This window comes from Nocardioides sp., from assembly GCF_030149505.1.
In the GTDB taxonomy this organism is placed as follows: domain Bacteria; phylum Actinomycetota; class Actinomycetes; order Propionibacteriales; family Nocardioidaceae; genus Nocardioides.
Genome location: NZ_JASBRN010000020.1, coordinates 36144 through 52183, shown reverse-complemented (window position 1 = coordinate 52183; position 16040 = coordinate 36144). Strand labels below are relative to the sequence as shown.

18 protein-coding genes are annotated in these 16040 nt (G+C 73.8%); 11 read left to right on the top strand and 7 right to left on the bottom strand.

The window, feature by feature from the left end; all coding sequences use genetic code 11:
• The first annotated feature begins 56 nt into the window (after positions 1-56).
• The 4 genes from Q1V71_RS03920 (at position 57) to Q1V71_RS03905 (ending at position 2542) form a co-directional block, all read left to right on the top strand.
• Positions 57-269 (top strand): dodecin, encoded by a 213-nt coding sequence (locus tag Q1V71_RS03920; RefSeq protein WP_300640939.1) that lies wholly within the window; start codon positions 57-59, stop codon positions 267-269.
• A gap of 74 nt (positions 270-343) precedes the next feature.
• Complete coding sequence (gene fabG, locus Q1V71_RS03915) at positions 344-1081, top strand: 3-oxoacyl-ACP reductase FabG (protein WP_300640937.1); 738 nt, start codon at positions 344-346, stop codon at positions 1079-1081.
• 13 nt (positions 1082-1094) lie between these two features.
• Positions 1095-1874, top strand: coding sequence for an enoyl-ACP reductase FabI (gene fabI / locus Q1V71_RS03910; protein WP_300640935.1), 780 nt, complete (start codon positions 1095-1097; stop codon positions 1872-1874).
• Between the two features lie 128 nt (positions 1875-2002).
• Positions 2003-2542: a histidine phosphatase family protein gene (locus Q1V71_RS03905; protein ID WP_300640933.1), complete on the top strand. Its 540-nt coding sequence runs from the start codon at positions 2003-2005 to the stop codon at positions 2540-2542.
• A 73-nt stretch (positions 2543-2615) separates the two neighbouring features.
• On the opposite strand, the gene serB is transcribed toward Q1V71_RS03905, so the two are convergent.
• Both serB and Q1V71_RS03895 read right to left on the bottom strand, forming a co-directional pair.
• Complete coding sequence (serB, locus tag Q1V71_RS03900; RefSeq protein ID WP_300640931.1) at positions 2616-3866, bottom strand: phosphoserine phosphatase SerB; 1251 nt, start codon at positions 3864-3866, stop codon at positions 2616-2618.
• 34 nt (positions 3867-3900) lie between these two features.
• Positions 3901-4659: a hypothetical protein gene (locus Q1V71_RS03895; protein ID WP_300640929.1), complete on the bottom strand. Its 759-nt coding sequence runs from the start codon at positions 4657-4659 to the stop codon at positions 3901-3903.
• 108 nt (positions 4660-4767) lie between these two features.
• Here Q1V71_RS03895 and Q1V71_RS03890 point away from each other — a divergent pair, with 108 nt between their 5' ends.
• The 3 genes from Q1V71_RS03890 to Q1V71_RS03880 all read left to right on the top strand — a co-directional run bounded on the left by Q1V71_RS03890 (position 4768) and on the right by Q1V71_RS03880 (position 7225).
• Positions 4768-5562, top strand: a complete 795-nt coding sequence (locus Q1V71_RS03890; RefSeq protein WP_300640927.1) for an ABC transporter ATP-binding protein — start codon at positions 4768-4770, stop codon at positions 5560-5562.
• 9 nt (positions 5563-5571) lie between these two features.
• Positions 5572-6063 carry an NfeD family protein gene (locus Q1V71_RS03885; RefSeq protein WP_300640925.1) on the top strand — a complete coding sequence of 164 codons (492 nt, stop codon included), beginning with the start codon at positions 5572-5574 and terminating at the stop codon, positions 6061-6063.
• A gap of 73 nt (positions 6064-6136) precedes the next feature.
• Complete coding sequence (locus Q1V71_RS03880) at positions 6137-7225, top strand: SPFH domain-containing protein (RefSeq protein ID WP_300640923.1); 1089 nt, start codon at positions 6137-6139, stop codon at positions 7223-7225.
• Between the two features lie 74 nt (positions 7226-7299).
• Here the strand turns inward: Q1V71_RS03880 and Q1V71_RS03875 are convergent, their stop codons facing one another.
• Genes Q1V71_RS03875 through Q1V71_RS03860 form a run of 4 tightly spaced genes read right to left on the bottom strand, consistent with a single transcriptional unit; the run spans position 7300 to position 11139 of the window.
• Positions 7300-7719: a hypothetical protein gene (locus Q1V71_RS03875; protein ID WP_300640921.1), complete on the bottom strand. Its 420-nt coding sequence runs from the start codon at positions 7717-7719 to the stop codon at positions 7300-7302.
• 53 nt (positions 7720-7772) lie between these two features.
• Positions 7773-8756 (bottom strand): alpha/beta hydrolase, encoded by a 984-nt coding sequence (locus Q1V71_RS03870; RefSeq protein WP_300640919.1) that lies wholly within the window; start codon positions 8754-8756, stop codon positions 7773-7775.
• On the bottom strand, positions 8753-9583 hold the full coding sequence (locus Q1V71_RS03865) for a glycerophosphodiester phosphodiesterase (protein ID WP_300640918.1): 831 nt from the start codon (positions 9581-9583) through the stop codon (positions 8753-8755). The genes Q1V71_RS03870 and Q1V71_RS03865 overlap by 4 nt, the downstream gene beginning before the upstream one ends.
• Before the next feature lie 44 nt (positions 9584-9627).
• Positions 9628-11139, bottom strand: a complete 1512-nt coding sequence (locus Q1V71_RS03860) for a catalase (RefSeq protein ID WP_367280119.1) — start codon at positions 11137-11139, stop codon at positions 9628-9630.
• 147 nt (positions 11140-11286) lie between these two features.
• Here Q1V71_RS03860 and Q1V71_RS03855 point away from each other — a divergent pair, with 147 nt between their 5' ends.
• From Q1V71_RS03855 to Q1V71_RS03845, 3 genes are read left to right on the top strand one after another with little or no spacing between them, the layout of a single operon-like run.
• A complete protein-coding gene (locus Q1V71_RS03855) occupies positions 11287-12390 on the top strand; it encodes a PP2C family protein-serine/threonine phosphatase (protein WP_300640916.1) in 1104 nt (367 codons plus the stop codon).
• 50 nt (positions 12391-12440) lie between these two features.
• On the top strand, positions 12441-13202 hold the full coding sequence (locus Q1V71_RS03850) for a class F sortase (protein ID WP_300640914.1): 762 nt from the start codon (positions 12441-12443) through the stop codon (positions 13200-13202).
• Positions 13195-14136 carry a hypothetical protein gene (locus Q1V71_RS03845; protein ID WP_300640912.1) on the top strand — a complete coding sequence of 314 codons (942 nt, stop codon included), beginning with the start codon at positions 13195-13197 and terminating at the stop codon, positions 14134-14136. Before Q1V71_RS03850 ends, Q1V71_RS03845 begins: the two co-directional genes overlap by 8 nt.
• Here Q1V71_RS03845 and Q1V71_RS03840 read toward each other — a convergent pair.
• On the bottom strand, positions 14090-14620 hold the full coding sequence (locus tag Q1V71_RS03840; protein ID WP_300640910.1) for a YbhB/YbcL family Raf kinase inhibitor-like protein: 531 nt from the start codon (positions 14618-14620) through the stop codon (positions 14090-14092). The two genes, Q1V71_RS03845 and Q1V71_RS03840, sit on opposite strands and share 47 nt — an antisense overlap.
• An 85-nt stretch (positions 14621-14705) precedes the next feature.
• Here Q1V71_RS03840 and cobA point away from each other — a divergent pair, with 85 nt between their 5' ends.
• Positions 14706-16040, top strand: a complete 1335-nt coding sequence (gene cobA / locus Q1V71_RS03835; protein WP_300640908.1) for a uroporphyrinogen-III C-methyltransferase — start codon at positions 14706-14708, stop codon at positions 16038-16040.

Below are 16040 nucleotides of genomic sequence, written 5' to 3'. Positions count from 1 at the left end.
GCCCGCGCCTGGCGCGCCAGCCCGCCGCGAGGGTCCGTCGAGAGTAGGGTCGCGACGTGACCAACCGCACCTACCGCATCACCGAGATCGTCGGCACCTCGCCCGAGGGCATCGACCAGGCCATCCGCAACGGCATCGAGCGCGCCTGCCAGACCCTGCGCCACGTCGACTGGTTCGAGATGACCCAGGTCCGCGGCCAGGTCAAGGACGGCTCGGTCGAGCACTTCCAGGTCGGCCTCAAGATCGGCTTCCGGCTCGAGGACGACTGACCCGGCAGCGTTGCCGGTCGCTGCGCTGTCGCTGCGTTTCGGGTACCTGTCGGTAATCACTAGCGTCGTCGCACGTGAGCCCGACACCCCTTGCCGAGCCCGACCACCAGCCCCGCTCCGTCCTCGTCACCGGGGGCAACCGCGGCATCGGCCGCGCGATCGCCGAGGCCTTCCTGGCCCAGGGTGACCGCGTCGCCGTGACGACCCGCGGCGGGGGAGCGCCCGACGGCGCCCTGGACGTGCGCTGCGACGTCACCGACGCCGCGGCCGTCGAGGCGGCGTACGCCGAGATCGAGGCGGCGCACGGCCCGGTCGAGGTGCTGGTCGCCAACGCCGGCATCACCGCCGACACGCTGCTGCTGCGGATGTCGGAGGACGACTGGGCCCGAGTCCTCGACACGAACCTCACCGGGTCCTTCCGGCTCGCCAAGCGGGCGTCCAAGGGGATGCTGCGGCTCAAGCGTGGTCGGATCGTCTTCATCTCCTCGGTCGTGGGCCTGACCGGGTCGGCCGGCCAGGTCAACTACGCCGCCTCCAAGGCCGGCCTCGTGGGCATGGCCCGCTCGATCGCCCGGGAGCTGGGCTCGCGCGGCATCACCGCCAACGTGGTGGCGCCGGGCTTCATCGAGACCGACATGACCGCGGTGCTCGACGACGCGCAGAAGGACGCGATCCGGTCGCAGGTGCCGCTCCAGCGGTACGGCACGACCGACGAGGTCGCGCAGACGGTGCTGTGGCTGACCGGCCCCGGCGCGGCGTACGTCACCGGGGCCGTGGTCCCGGTCGACGGTGGACTCGGGATGGGGCACTGACGTGGGAGCGGGTATGGGCATCTTGGACGGCAAGGTCGTCCTCGTCGCGGGCGTGACGATGGACTCCTCGATCGGCTTCGCGACCGCACGGTTCGCGCAGGAGCAGGGCGCGACCGTGCTCATCTCCAACTTCGGCCGCGCGCTCGGCATCACCCGCCGCATCGCCAAGCGGCTGCCGGTGGAGCCGGCCGTGCTCGAGCTCGACGTCACCGACCCCCAGCACCTCGAACGGCTCCCCGACCTCGTGCGCGAGCACCTCGGCGCCGACGCGCACCTCGACGGGGTCGTGCACTCCATCGCCTACGGCAACCCCGAGACGCTGCTCGGCGGGAAGTTCCTGGACGGGCCCTGGGAGGACGTCGCGCAGGCGGTGCAGGTCTCGGCGTACTCCCTGAAGTCGCTGGCCGTCGCCTGCCGCCCGCTCATGGGACCCGGATCGTCGGTCGTGGGGCTGACCTTCGACGCGACGGTGGCCTGGCCGGCGTACGACTGGATGGGCGTGGCGAAGGCCGGCCTGGAGTCCTGCGCCCGCTACCTCGCCCGCGACCTCGGCCCCGAGGGCATCCGGGTCAACCTGGTCTCCGCCGGACCGCTGCGCACGCTGGCGGCCAAGGCGATTCCCGGGTTCACCGACCTCGAGGACCTGTGGTCGACCCGGGCGCCCCTCGGCTGGGACAACACCGACCAGGAGCCGACCGCTCGCGCGGTCTGCGCGCTGCTCTCGGACCTGTTCCCCGCCACGACCGGTGAGATCGTGCACGTCGACGGCGGCTTCCACGCGATGGGCGCCTGACCGGCGCGGACGCTGCGCGCACGCCGGGCGGGGCTGCGCCGGGCCCCCGGGGCCGCGGTCGGTGCCGGCGTACGACGGTGGGCGGACCCCGCGTTGTCCGGTGCCCGGGGGCCTGTCAGATTGTGGGCGTGCCCGAGAACCGCCGCCCGGAGACCCCGCGCCAGCTCGTCGTCATGCGCCACGCCAAGGCCGAGGCGCACGGACCGACCGACTTCGACCGCCATCTCGCCGATCGCGGTGTGACCGAGGCCGAGCTGGCCGGGCGGTGGCTGGTCGAGCAGGGGTTCGTGCCCGACCACGTGCTGGTCTCGGCGTCCCTGCGCACCCGCGAGACCTGGGCCGCCCTCGCCGACGGGGCCGGGTGGGACGCCGACGCGATCGAGACCGACGAGTCCGAGACCCTCTACGAGGCCGGGCCGGAGACCGCGCTGGACCTCGTGCGCGAGGTGCCCGAGGACGCGCTGGCGCTGCTCGTGGTCGGCCACAACCCGACCATGGGCTACCTCGCCGAGCTGCTCGACGACGGTGACGGCGACGAGGAAGCCTCCAACGCCCTGGTCATGGGCTACCCCACCTCCGCCATGACGCTCTACGACCTCACCGGCGACTGGGCCGACCTCGACGAGCAGGGCGCGACCATCCGCGCCCACCACGTGCCCCGCGCCTGACTCGCTCGACGACGACCGACCCCGAGGACGGTCGAACCGGCGCACAGCTCCGGAGGGATGCGCCGGCTCGGGCTCAGACGGGGGGAGCGGGGGTGGTGACCCCGGCGGCCCGGTCGGCGGCCTCGATCTCCTCGCGGGAGATGCCGAGGAGGTACATGATCGTGTCGAGGTAGGGCACGTTCACCGCGGTGTCGGCGGCGTCGCGCACGGCCGGCTTGGCGTTGTAGGCGATGCCCAGGCCGGCGGCGGCGAGCATGTCGAGGTCGTTGGCGCCGTCGCCGATGGCGATGGTCGAGGCCACGTCGACCCCGACCTCGGCGGCGAACTCGCGCAGTGCGGCCGCCTTCCCGGCCCGGTCGACGACCGGCCCCACGATCCGGCCGGTGAGCCGGCCGTCGACGATCTCCAGCTCGTTGGCGCGGGCGAAGTGGATGCCCAGGTCGACCGCGAGCCGGTCGGTGATCTGCGTGAAGCCGCCGGAGACGATCGCGAACCGGTAGCCCAGCCGCCGCAGGGTCCGCACCATGGTGCGTGCCCCGGGGGCGAGCTGGATGGCGTCGTACACCTCGTGCAGGGCGGAGGCCGGGACCCCCTCGAGCAGGGCGACCCGGGAACGCAACGACTCCTCGAAGTCCAGCTCCCCGCGCATCGCCCGCTCGGTGACCTCGGCGACCTCGGCCTCGCAGCCGGCGTGGGCGGCGATCATCTCGATGACCTCGCCCTGGATGAGCGTGGAGTCGACGTCCATGACGATGAGGCGCATGCCGCGGCGCAGCAGGTCGGCGGGCTGGACGGCCACGTCGATGCCCTGGCGCGCGGCCTCGGTGGCCAGCTCGGCACGCAACGCCTCGGGCGAGGCTCCGGAGACGCGGAGGTCCAGGGCGGTGACGGGGTAGCGCGCCATCCGCTCGATCCGGTCGATGTTGCCCCCGGCCGCGGCGATCCGGCCGGCGACCGCGGCCATCGCGGCGGCGGTGAGCGGGGTGCCGAGCACGGTGACGTGGGCGCCGCGCGACGACGGGGGCGACGTGTCCCCGGTGCCGGGCTCGACCTCGAGGGTCATCGCGAGCTCGTCGGCCGTGGCCTGGAGGGCCTGGCGCAGCGACTGGACGTCGCTGGGCACCGTCACGAGGACACCCAGGATGAGGCGGCGGCGCAGCACGATCTGCTCGAGGTCGACCACCTCGACGCCGGCACCTGCGAGGGTCGCGAAGACCGCCGAGGTGATGCCCGGGCGCTCCCGCCCCGTGAGCGTGACCAGCAGCGTCTCGGGGTGTGGGATCGGCCCGTCGGCCTGAGGGGGGTTGCTCGGCGGAGTCGTCATCGCGGCACGAGGCTAGCGGTGCGCGACGCCGTGCTCACGCAGGCGGCCAGACCTCGGGAGAGCATGCGGCCACCATCGCCCGGCGGGCGTGCGCGCCCAGGGGCAGGATCGCGGCCTCCCGGCGGGTGATCTCGTGCAGGCTCAGCGCACCGCCCTCGTCCTCGAGGGCGAGCTCGACCACCTCGGCCGCGCGCAGTCCCCGCGCCAGCAGCTCCACGCACCGCGGGGGAGTGCCAGGAGGCCCCTCCAGCGGCTCGGTACGGCGCAGGTCGATCAGCCGGTCGGCCACCTCGGGGCGCCAGCGGGCCACGTCCAGGGCTGCCAGGGCGTCCGCGGCCTCGAGCAGCCCGGCGCGCAGCGCGCGGTCGGCCTCCCCGACGTCCGGCAGCTGGCGACGCGCGGCCCGGTGGGCCACCCAGGTCGTCGCCGCACCCACGGTCTCCGGCACCAGGCCCACGGCGCTGCCGTCGGACAGGACGACCACCACGGCTTCCCCGGCCTCCAGCGCCGCGGCGTTGAAGGCCGCCGGGCCACCGAGGCCGACCGGGTCGCCCTCGACCGGGAACGCGGCACCGAAGGACTGCGCGCCCTCCACCCGCAGCCGGGCCAGGCCGCCGAGCAGGGTCTCGGTCGCGCCGTCGCCCCCCAGTCCGAGCGCGGAGAGGCCGGCGACCGCGTGGGTCACGTCGTCGCCCAGCACCGCGTCGATGAGCAGGTCGGGGACCACCTGGCCGCGCAACCAGGAGGTGCCCCACCACGCGAGGCGGGCCGAGGCAGGCAGGTGCGACGTCACGGCGGGAGAGGGTACGCCGCGGGCCGACGCTCGACCCGGAACCCCGCCCGACCCGCCGGGTCCTCCCGCCCGGTCGGCGCCGGGCGCGGCCGTGGATAGGGTGCGGCCATGGCTGCGGTCCTCGAGCTCGTCGACGTCACCGTCCGCCGAGGCGACTCCGTGCTGCTCGACCGGGTCTCCTGGACCGTCGAGGAGGACGAGCGCTGGGTCGTCCTCGGTCCCAACGGCGCCGGCAAGACCACGCTGCTGCAGATCGCCTCGGCGCAGCTGTTCCCCACCCAGGGCGACGTCGACGTCCTCGAAGAGAGGCTCGGCTCGGTCGACGTCTTCGAGCTCCGCCCCCGCATCGGGCTGACCAGCGCCGCCCTCGCCGAGCGGATCCCCCGGCACGAGACCGTCCACGACGTCGTGGTGTCGGCGGCGTACGGCGTGCTCGGGCGCTGGCGCGAGGTCTACGACGAGCTGGACCACGACCGGGCCACCTCGCTGCTGCGTGAGCTCGGCGCCAAGCACCTGGCTCCGCGCACCTTCGGGACGCTGAGCGAGGGCGAGCGCAAGCGCGTCCAGATCGCCCGTGCGCTGATGAGCGACCCCGAGCTCCTGCTGCTCGACGAGCCTGCTGCGGGCCTGGACCTCGGGGGCAGGGAGGACCTCGTCTCGACGCTGTCGCTGCTGGCCTACGACCCGGAGTCGCCCGCGACCGTCCTCGTGTCGCACCACGTCGAGGAGATCCCGCCGGGATTCACTCACGCCCTGCTGCTGCGCAAGGGCTCGGTCGTGGCCGCGGGTCTGCTCGACCAGACGCTCACCGAGCAGAACCTCTCCGCCACCTTCGGCATGCCCCTGACCGTCGTCCACAGCGAGGGTCGCTGGGCTGCGCGCCGGCGCACGCGCGCCCGGTAGGGTCGATCCATGGAGTGGCTCAGCGACAACGCCTGGGCGGCCTGGCTCTCGGTCGCAGCGGTGCTCGGCGTGGCCGAGATGTTCAGCCTCGACCTCATCTTCCTCATGCTCGCCGTCGGCGCGATGGGCGGCCTGGTGGCCGGGGTGCTCGCCGCGCCGGTCGCCGTGCAGGTGCTCGTGGCACTCGGGACCTCGCTGGCGACCCTCACGCTGCTGCGGCCGCGCCTCGTGGGTCGGCTGCACGGCGGCCCCGAGCTCTCCCTCGGCACGAGCAAGCTGATCGGCACCCAGGGCGTGGTGACCGCCCAGATCACCGCCACCGAGACCGGCCGGGTCAAGCTGGCCGGCGACACCTGGTCCGCGGCGCCGTACGACGAGCACCTGGTGATCGAGCCCGGGCAGACCGTCGAGGTGCTGGAGATCCGCGGCGCCACGGCGTTCGTGCATCCCACCGGCGACCCGCTGCCGCCCTCGCGCCAGCTACCCCGCGACGACGCCTGAGACGGCCTCACGCGGTCCCCCCAGACCCCCGACACACCCTGACCAGACACCCGCCCCCCAACGAAGGAGCAGCATGGGCGTCGCGATCCTGATCCTGCTGGCTGTCGTCTTCCTGTTCGTCCTCACCGTGCTCGCCAAGACGGTGCGCATCGTGCCGCAGGCACGCGCGGGCATCGTCGAGCGCTTCGGGAAGTACCGCACCACCCTCAACCCCGGACTCAACATCGTCGTGCCGTTCATCGACAAGGTCCGCTACGTCATCGACATGCGCGAGCAGGTGGTCAGCTTCCCGCCGCAGCCGGTGATCACCGAGGACAACCTCGTCGTCTCGATCGACACCGTCATCTACTTCCAGGTCACCGACTCGGTGGCTGCCACCTACGAGATCGCCAACTACATCCAGGCGATCGAGCAGCTGACCATGACCACCCTGCGCAACATCGTGGGTGGCATGGACCTCGAGGAGACCCTCACCAGCCGTGAGTCGATCAACGGCGGGCTGCGCGGCGTGCTCGACGAGGCCACCGGCAAGTGGGGCGTGCGCGTGAACCGTGTCGAGATCAAGGGCATCGACCCGCCGCCGTCGATCAAGGACTCGATGGAGAAGCAGATGCGCGCCGACCGCGACAAGCGGGCGGCCATCCTGACCGCCGAGGGCGAGCGGCAGTCGGCGATCCTCACCGCCGAGGGCCAGAAGCAGTCGGCGATCCTCACTGCCGAGGGTGACCGCGAGTCCAGCATCCTGCGCGCACAGGCCGACCGCGAGGCAGCGATCCTGCGAGCCCAGGGTGAGGGCCAGGCCATCCAGACGGTCTTCCAGGCGATCCACGACGGTCGCCCGGACCAGTCGCTGCTGGCCTACCAGTACCTCCAGATGATGCCGAAGATCGCCGAGGGCGACGCCAACAAGGTGTGGATCGTCCCCAGCGAGATCGGCAAGGCGCTCGAGGGCCTGGGCTCGACCATGAACAACCTGGCGGGCATCCCGCAGGAGGTCGACGGCCCCGCCACGCGCGTGGACATGGGCTCCAGCGAGCCCGAGCTGCCGGAGACCTCCTCCGCCGGCGCGGGCGCGCACGAGGCGGTGCAGGCCGCGATCCAGGAGGCCGCCCAGGCCGCCAACCCGCGGCGTGCCGACGGCTCGGAGCCGCCGACGGCCTGACCCCCCCGGGGAGAAGCACGACCCAGCACCGGCCGGGACCCCGCGGGGTCCCGGCCGGTGCCGTGCGTCGGGGACTACTTCTTGGCGCGCTTGCCCGCAGTGGCGGCGGCCGCGGTGACCGCGGCGGCCTTGCGGGAGCGGCGGGGGAGCAGGCCGAGCAGGCCCGCCAGCACTGCGCCACCGGCGACCGCGGTCATGACCGTCCCGGCGCGCTGCTCGATCCCGTCGGTCTTGGGCCCGACGAGGCCCGCGTAGGCGTCGGCGGCGTCGACGCCGACACCGAGCAGCACCAGGCCGGTGCGGCCGCGGCCCGAGGACACGAGGGTCGCCACCCCGAGGGCGACCTCACGGGCACCGAAGAGGCGCATCACGAAGGCGGACTGGGGGTTCTTGGCCACGTCCAGGCCCATGGCGCCGACCGTCGCGTCGGGGCGGGCCAGGGAGGCGGCGCCGATCACGATCCGGCCGAGGGAGAGTCCGGTCACAGGGTTCATGGCGTCAACCTAGCCGCGACCTCGACCCGGGTGGGGGACCGTCCGGGCGTGGGTCAGGCCGTCGGGTCGTCGACGTACGCCGCCCACCAGCGCTCCAGCTCGCGGTAGACCTGCTCGCGGGCCGGTTGCCGGGACAGCACCACGTCGTGGCGCGCCCCGGCGACCGCGACGTAGGTGACCCGCGAGCCGATCGCCGTGGCCCAGCGCCGGATCTGGGGCACCTCGAGCACGACGTCGGTCTCGTGCACGTCCTCGACCATCTCGCGGGGGAAGGCCGAGCGGTCCGAGGACAGCACCAGGACCGGCGCCGGCACGTCCAGGCCCCGCTGCAGCCGGGCGTGGCCGTGCCGGACCGCCCGCAGCCACCCCGCGTGGACGGCGAAGGACTCGATCGGCTTCCAGGCCAGGTCGAAGTCCCACTCGCCCTCGTGGTCGCGGTGCAGCGACCGGGCGTAGACCCCGCTCACGTCCCGGCGGATCTCGTGGAGGGGACGGTGGCGGCCCAGCTCCTTGAGCACCAGCGACCCGAGGGTGCGGACCAGGAGGCTGCCCTGGAGGTCCAACCAGGGCGAGTTCAGCACCACCCCGGCCAGCTCGCGCGGCCGGCGCCGGTGCAGCCACAGCGGCAGGGTCAGGCCACCGGTGGAGTGGGCGGAGGCCACCACGTGCTCGTGCCCGTCGCGTGCGGTGATCCGCTGCCAGGCGGCGTCCAGGTCGGCGTCGTAGGCTCGCAGGTCGGTGACGTGGTTGGCGGTCTGCCCCGGCAGCAGTGAGCGGCCGTACTTGCGCAGGTCGATCGCGTAGAAGTCGTAGCCGCGCTCGAGCCACCACGCGGCGTACTCGGTCTGGAAGAAGTAGTCGGCGAAGCCGTGCACGTGCAGGACCGCGCGACCCGTCGGCTCGGCCGCACGGCAGGACACGAGCGTCGCGACGACCGGCCCCTCGTCGTCGTGGCCCAGCGGGATCGTCTCGGCCAGCCACGGCTCGCCGAGGACGTCGGTGCGCACGTTGGTCGTCCCAGTCGCCCCGCTGCTCACGCGCTCATCCTAGGAACCTCGGGACCTGCTCTTCCGAGGTCGCGGACCCTCAGCGCGAGCGCGGGCTCGTTGCTGGTCACCAGCCAGGCGCGGCCCGGGCGCATCCAGTAGCGCAGGGAGCGCTCGGTGTCGACAGTCCACACCAGCAGCGGGAGGCCGCGGCGGCGGGCGTAGGCCGCGACCCCGAGCCGCGCCAGGGTGTGCTTGGCGACGACGAGGTTGGCCCGCGACCCGGTCAGGCGCAGGTGCGGCCGCAGCTCCGACCAGCGTGTCCGGACCTGGCGCACGACGGGAAGCCCGCGGACGCTGCGCCCCAGGGACAGCCCGACGAGCAGGTCCAGGCCCTCGGCGTCGGCCCAGTCGCGCACCGCGCGGACGGAGTCGTCCTCGAGGGTGGTCACCACGACGGCGTCGACGCCGAGCAGCTCCACGGCCAGGCGCGCGGCAGCCACCTCGTGGGTGGTCGAGGCGACCTCGTACGCCGCCGGGGGAGAGGTGAACTTGAGGTCGACGTGCGCCATGGCGCGGCCGGCGAGCGCCCGCAGCACCTCCTCGTAGCCCAGCACGTCGGGGTGGACCCGGCGCAGCTCGGCGAGGGTGAGCCGGCCGAGCGGGACCCGTCGCCCCTCGATCTCGACCTCGTCGTCGTGCAGCAGAACCAGGGAGCCGCAGCCAAGACGCTGGACGTCGAACTCGACGTACTCCACGCCCATCGCGACGGCGTCGTCCAGCGCGGCCCGGCTGTTCTCGCGCGACCGATCGGTGCCCGCGCCGCACCGGTGGGCACTGACCAGGACCGGGGCCCGCTCACGGCGACGTCGCGACACGGGCCCCGACCCTAGTGGTCGGCAGCGTCGGGACCGGCCACGGCTCAGCCCGGCACGACCTCGCGGGCCTCGGTCGGGTGCGGGGCGGGGTCGCCGTGGTCCCCGGCGCGCACGGCCTCCTCGATCCGCTTGCCGATCTCGACGTCCACCTGCCGCCAGTAGTCGAAGGCCCGCTCGAGGACCTCGGCGGACACCCCGCCGGCGAGGTGGCCCGCGACGTTCGCCACGAACCGCTCCCGGGCGGCGTCGTCGAAGACCTCGCGCACCAGGGTCCCGGCCTGGCCGAAGTCGTCGTCCTCGGCACGCAGCGTGTAGGCCTCGCGCACCATCTCGCCGTCGGTCTCCCAGCCGTCCGCGGCCGGTCCCGTGAGGTCGGAGAACGGGTCGCCGTAGGAGTTGGGTGCGTACTTCGACCTGTCGCCGGTGTGGTCGTAGGCCATCGGCCCGTCGAACTGGTAGGTGTAGGCGCCCTCGACCCGGTGCCGGTTGACCGGCAGCTGCTGGTAGTTGGGGCCGATCCGGTAGCGGTGGGTGTCGGCGTAGGAGAAGACCCGGCCCAGGAGCATCTTGTCGGGGGAGAAGCCGATGCCGGGCACGACGGCCGAGGGCTCGAAGGCGGCCTGCTCGATCTGGGCGAAGTGGTTCTCGGGATTGGTGTGCAGGGTCAGCGTCCCGACGTCGTGGAGCGGGTAGTCCTCGTGCGGCCACACCTTGGTCAGGTCGAAGGGGTTGAAGCGGTAGGTCTTCGCCTCCTCGTAGGGCATCACCTGGATGCGGAAGCGCCACGAGGGGTGCTCGCCGGCCTCGATCGACTGGAAGAGGTCACGCCGGTGGAAGTCCGAGTCCTCGCCGGCGATCCGGTTGGCCTCGTCCTGGGTCAGGCACTCGACACCCTGCTCCGAGATGAAGTGGAACTTCACCCACGACTTCTCGCCGGCCTCGTTGTAGAGCAGGTAGGTGTGGCTGCCGTAGCCGTTCATGTGTCGCCAGCTGCGGGGGATGCCGCGGTCGCCCATGAGGTAGGTGACCTGGTGGGCGGACTCGGGGTTGAGCGTCCAGAAGTCCCACTGCATGTCGTTGTCGCGCAGCCCGTTGGCCCCCCGACGCTTCTGGCTGCGGATGAAGTGCTGGAATTTCATGACGTCGCGCACGAAGAAGACGGGGGTGTTGTTGCCGACGAGGTCCCAGTTGCCCTCGGAGGTGTAGAACTTCAGCGCGAAGCCGCGGGGGTCGCGCCAGGTGTCGGGCGAGCCGAGCTCACCGGCCACGGTGGAGAACCGGGCGAGGGCGTCGGTGCGAGCGCCCTGCTGCAGGACCGCCGCCTTGGTCCAGCGGGAGATGTCCTCGGTGATCTCGAGGGTGCCGAACGCGCCGGAGCCCTTGGCGTGGACGTTGCGCTCGGGGATGCGCTCGCGGTTGAAGTGCGCCATCTGCTCCACGAGGTGGTGGTCGTGCAGCAGGATCGGGCCGTCCGGGCCGACGGTCAGGCTGTTGCGGTCACTCGGCGCCGGAGCACCGGTCCCGGTAGTGGAGAAGGGGCAGACGTGGTCGCTCACGAGGCCTCCGAGGGGCGTCGGGGTGGCGCCGGCGATGGGTCACCAGCGCCCGGACCCCCACGGTGCCCGGGACGGCGTCGCGCCAGCCCACCCCCTCGGCGTCGCCGTACGACGGCGCCGGTCGTCCCGACCCCCTAGGGTCACGACGTGGGATCGCGACCGTGGCCGGACCTGGTGGGCAGGTGGCGCAGCGGCACGTCCTCGAGCCAGTGGGCGACGCTCGCGGTCCTGCTGGTCCTCATCTCCGGCTGCTTCGCGATCTCGCTGCCCTACTACTCGGTCATGCCGGTGAGCACCTACTTCGTCTGGCTGGTGCTGGGCATGTTGCTGCTCAAGCACCGCCAACTGGTCGTGCTGAGTGCCTGGACCGTCTCCGGGGCGCTCTGCCTGGCCGTCGTGGACGGGCTGCGCGACGGCGACTTCGGCAGCGCCCGCGCGTCCGGGATGCTCGCCCTGGTCATCGGCGCCGCCCTCATCCTGTTCCAGTCCCGACGCCAGCGCTCGGGGCTGCCGGTCCCGCTCGGCGGCGCGATGCTCGCCGACCTCCGCGACCGGCTGCGACGGCAGGGCACCGTGCCGCCGCTGCCGGACGGGTGGCGCTGCCAGTCGGCCATGGTCGCCGCGCACGACGTGGGGTACGCCGGCGACTTCATGGTCGCCCGGCTGGCCGAGGACCGCAGCACGCTGGAGATGGTGCTGGTCGACGTGGTCGGCAAGGGCGTCGCGGCCGGGACCGACGCCCTGCAGTTCGCCGGAGCCCTGGGCGGGCTGATCGGGTCGCTGCCCCCGGTGGGCCTCGTCGAGGCCGCCAACGACTTCCTGCTGCGCCAGGAGTCCGACGAGACCTTCGCCACCGCGGTCCACGTCCTGGTCGACCTGCGCTCCGGCTCCTACGACCTGCACAGCGCCGGCCACCCGCCGGCACTGGTCTGGCGGGCCTCGCGGGCGCAGTGGGAGGTCGACAGCGCCCGAGGCACGGCCCTCGGCGTCCAGCGCCGGCCGGAGCTGCACCACAGCACCGGCGTCCTGGCACCGGGCGACGCGCTGATGTTCTACACCGACGGGGTCGTCGAACGGCCCGGTCTCGACCTGGACGAGGGCATCGACTGGCTGCGCAGCACCGCTGGCACCGCGCTCGCCGCCGGCTTCCCGGGGCTCGCGGACCGGGTCCTGCGCGAGGTTCCGCGCGGTGACGACGATCGGGCGGTGCTGGTGCTGGACCGCTGTCCGGGGCAGCCCCGGGGAGGCTAGGCGGGCCCCGGCGGGTGTCCCGCCGGCACCCATCGGGCAGGCTGGACCTCGTGGACACCTCGGCGACGCGCGACCTCTCGGCCGCTCCTGTCGACCTGTGGCACTACGTGCGTGACCGCCCGAGGCGCTCGGTCGCGGCTGCGACCGCCCTCGTGCTGGCGCTGGTGGCCGTGCTCGTCTGGATCGGGGGCGAGGAGCCGGCTCCGCCCTCGGCTACGCCCGGGACCCCTGCGGCCCCGAGCGGCTCGGCCCTCCCCGGTGTCGACACGACCCAGGACGCGACGTACGCCCGCATCCGGCCCGGCTACCCCGATCGCGTCATCGTCCCCACCCTCGACGTCGACGCCCCCGTGCTGCCGATCAAGGCGCCCGACCGCACGCTCGTGCCGCCGGCCGACCCGCAGGTCCTGGGCTGGTGGGCCGACGGCGCCCAGCCCGGAGCCGCCACCGGCAGTGCCCTGGTCGTGGGGCACACGGTCCACTCCGGCGGCGGGGCGCTGGACGACCTGGAGACACTCGTCGAGGGCGACCAGGTCCTGGTGCGTAGCACGCGCACCGAGGACGGCGAGGGGGCCCTGCGCACGATGGAGTACGTCGTCGAGACCGTGCGCGTCTACCGCAAGGGCCGGCTGGCCGAGCGGGCCGCGGAGCTCTTCAGCCAGGAGGTCGACGGGCGGCTGGTGCTGCTGACCTGCGAGGACTGGGACGGCACGCGGTACCTGTCCAACGTCGTCGTCACGGCGCTGCCCGTCGACCCCGAGGTCTCACCCACTGCTGGACCCACCTCCGACAGCGGCTCGGTCGATGGCTGAGCCTGACGACGGCCGCGCGGTCGACCTGCTGCTGGCCGAGGCGGACCGCGACCGCACCGGCGAGGTGAGCGACGCCGCGACCTGGGCCGCCGTGGTCGGGGTCGAGCGCGTCTCGCTCGTCGCCGGCACCCAGGATCCCGGTCGGCTGCGCCTGCTGCTGCAGGGCCACGCCGAGGACGACGTCCTGCCGGAGGTCCACCGCGCCCGGGAGCGGGTCGTCGACGCGCTCGTGCGCTCGGCACAGCACCGCGGCCCCGACTCCGGGGTGGCCCACCGCGACGCCGGCCACCACTCCGTGACCCTCGACGCCGTACGCCTCCGCGCCGCGCTGCGGGCGGCGCACCGCACGTTCGAGGCCGAGCCCTACTACCGCGAGAGGTACGCCGAGCGCGGAGCCCGCTTCGCCGGCACCGACTCCGCGTGGCTGGTCACCTTGGGCGAGCTGCCGCGCGACGGCTGCCTGGGCCAGGTCGACTGGCTCTCCCGCGTCCTCGCCGGCCGAGGGATGCCCACCTGGCTGCTGGAGCGGCACCTGGAGGACCTGGTCGCCGAGATCGAGGACGCCCTCGGGCCCGGCACCACGGGCTACCTCGGGGCGGCCGCGACCGCACTGCGCGGCCGCCGCCGCGACGCGGTCTCCGACGACGAGCTGCTCGCGGCCCCGAGCCGGCTGCGCGCGGAGACCAGCGGCAGCGAGCCGTTGCCCGGCGCCGCCTCGCTGGTCCTCGCCGCAGCGGCCGACGCAGCGAACGGGGTCACCCGTGGCTACGAGGCCTGCGTGGCGTGGCTGACCGACCCCGACCGGTGCGACCCAGCGGTGGCCACCTGGCTGCGGCACGAGGCGGCCACCGTGGCGCCGGCGGTGAGCACCGACGCGGGGGCGCGGGTCAGTGCTGGTAGGTCCCGTGCAGGATCGCGCGCGCGGCGGTCTTGAAGACCAGGTTGAACGACACGACCGCCGGGCTGGCGTCGGAGTCGACGCCGAGGCTCTCCTCGGTCACGGCGTGCACGACGAAGAAGTAGCGGTGGACCTGGTCGCCCTGCGGAGGAGCGGCACCCATGAACCCCTTGCCCCCGGCGTCGTTGCGGCACATGAAGGCACCGCCGGGCAGGTCCGCACCCTCGGCGCCGGCACCGGTGTCCAGCGAGGTGCAGTCGGCCGGCAGGTCGACCAGGACCCAGTGCCAGAAGCCGCTGGGGGTGGGTGCGTCTGGGTCGAAGCAGGTGACGGTGTAGCTCTTGGTCCCCTCGGGGCCGGGCTCCCACGACAGCTGCGGGGAGGTGTTGCCCTCGGCGGCGACCTGGCCCGAGCCGAGCGGCTGGCCGTCGCTGACGTCGGTGCTGGTCACCGCGAACGACGGGACCGCTGGCAGCAGGTCGTAGGGGTTCGGGGTCACGGGACGGTCGAGAGAGGTCATGTCCTCGAACGTAGCCGCGTCTCGGAGGCCGGACCACCACCCTCAGCGGGCCGCGCGGCCACCCTGCTGGGGGAGGATGGACCGCATGCTCGGTGAGTCCCAGGACGGTCCGTCCCCCGAGGGGGACCACCCGCCGTACCCCGTCGGCCTGCGGCTGGCGGGTCGTCGCGTCGTGGTCGTCGGCGGCGGCCACGTGGCCCAGCGGCGGGTCCCCGCCCTCATCGCCGCGGGCGCCGACGTGCTGCTGGTCTCGCCCCAGGTCACCCCGGCCCTCGAGGGCCTGGCCGGCGAGATCACGTGGGAGCAGCGCCGCTTCGAGCCGGGCGACCTCGAGGACGCGTGGTACGTCGTCGCGGCGACCAACGACCCGCACGCCAACGAGCTGGTCTCGACCGAGTGCGAGCGGCGGCGGATCTTCTGCGTCCGCGCCGACGACGCGTCGGCGGCCAGTGCGTGGACCCCGGCCGTCGGACGGCACGCGGGGCTGACCGTCGCGGTGCTGGCCAACCGCGAGCCGCGCAAGTCCGCCGGCGTGCGCGACGAGATCATGGGAGCGCTCCAGAACGGCACCCTCAGCGCACGCGCCACGCACGACCGCACCCCCGGCGTCGTCCTCGTCGGCGGCGGACCGGGCGATCCCGCGCTGGCCACCGTCGCGGCCCGCCAGGCCCTCGCCTCGGCCGACGTCGTCGTCGCCGACCGGCTGGCCCCCCGCGAGCTGCTCGACGAGCTGCCCGCCCACGTCGAGCTGGTCGACGTCGCCAAGCTGCCGCGCGGCCGCTCGGCCACGCAGGAGGCGATCAACGACGTCATCGTGGCGAGGGCCCGCGAGGGCAAGCGGGTGGTGCGGTTCAAGGGCGGCGACGGCTTCGTCTTCGGCCGCGGCTACGAGGAGGTGCTGGCCTGCCAGGCCGCCGGTGTGCCGGTCTCCGTCGTGCCGGGCATCACCTCCTCGATCGCGGTGCCGGCGGCCGTCGGCATCCCCGTCACCCACCGCGGCGTGGCCCACGAGTTCACCGTCATCTCCGGCCACCTGCCCCCGGACCACCCCCAGTCGCTGGTCGAGTGGGGAGCGGTGGCCCGGATGCGCGGCACCGTGGTGCTGCTCATGGCCGTCCACAACGCCGGGGCGATCGCCGAGGTGCTCGTCGCCGGAGGCCGCCCGGCCAGCACGCCGGTCGCGGTCGTCGTGGAGGGCACGATGCCCGAGGAGCGGACCGTCCTCACGACGCTGGGCGCGCTGGGCGCCGACATCGAGGCCCAGTCCGTCCGACCGCCGGCGATCATCGTCGTCGGCGACGTCGTCGCTGTGGCGCGTCCCGAGCACTACCCGGCCCCCGAGGTCGTGGTGCCCGACCGTGCGGCCCACGTCGCCGGTGGCCCGGCGGCCGGTGCCGCGGGCGCCGCCGGGCAGGACTGA